Origin of the sequence: Streptomyces jumonjinensis (assembly GCF_009600885.1) — a bacterium.
Lineage (GTDB): Bacteria > Actinomycetota > Actinomycetes > Streptomycetales > Streptomycetaceae > Streptomyces > Streptomyces jumonjinensis.
In genome coordinates this window covers 47,123-48,090 of record NZ_VCLA01000204.1, presented here as the reverse complement: position 1 = coordinate 48,090, position 968 = coordinate 47,123, and the positions used below count along the sequence as shown (strand labels likewise).

At 73.8% G+C, this 968-nt stretch carries 1 protein-coding gene; it reads right to left on the bottom strand.

The window, feature by feature from the left end; all coding sequences use genetic code 11:
- The coding region (locus FF041_RS37075; RefSeq protein WP_194292360.1) for an RICIN domain-containing protein at positions 1-842 on the bottom strand (842 nt) is incomplete at its 3' end.
- Positions 843-968: the final 126 nt, after the last annotated feature.

Sequence of the window (968 nt, the reverse complement as noted above, 5' to 3'; positions counted from 1 at the left end):
GACTGCTGCCGTGAGCCGTCGCACGCGGACTGGACGGCCTGTGCTCCATTGGCGAGGCCCGCGTGCTCGATCTCCAGGCATTTGCCCGTGCCGACGTTGACCAGCCCGACCGTCTGGCCGCCCGCCGCGGTCACATGCCAGCGCTGGTCGAGCGCTCCGGAGCAGGGCAGTTGGACGGCGTGCGCCTGATCCGCCCCGCTCGCGCCCCGGATGGCGAGGCATTTGCCGCTGTTGGCGTTGACGACGGTGGTCTCGCGTACGGGCTCGGTGCGCTGGACGAAGGAGGCTCCGGCCTGCTGGACGCAGTCCCACTGGCGCAGCGGGACATTGTCGGCGAGGGAGGACTCGGCGACCTCTACGCATTTGCGCGGACTGGTCGTCAGGGTCTCGATCCGGGCCGCGCTGTCGCCGCCGCCGGCATCGGTGAGCACGAAGGACGCGCCGGGGGCGTTGTCACAGGGGCCCTGCTGGACGGGGGCGCCGGACGCGGCGCCGGAGTTCTCGATCCGCAGACACTTCCCGGTCGAGGCGTTGACGATCTGGACCGCTCCGCCGCCGGCGGCGGAGGCGCGGAGATACCACAGGGCGCGGGCGCCGCCGGAACAGCGCTGCTGCCGCACGGGTTCGCCGTCGAGCGCGGAGGCGACCTCGACGCATTTGCCGCTGTGCACGGCCAGGATGTTGACCTCCTGGCGGAGCGCGGACCCGGCCGGCGCCGCGGCGGTCGCCGCCGTCGCGGCGGCGAGGCCGAGCAGGGCGGCGATGAGCGACAGCGCGATCAGGAACCGTGCGGCGCCCGGGGCGGGCAGGCCGCCCCGGGCGGCGGGGGATGGCGACGTCATACCATGCGCTCCTTGCTCATTCCGGGGCGGACGCCCTGGCCCGCGCCTGGGCGATGGGATGGGTGGGGTGAGCGGGTCTCCCAGCTTCCCCCGGCCGCTGACGGATACCTGACCAGTGGCTGACCG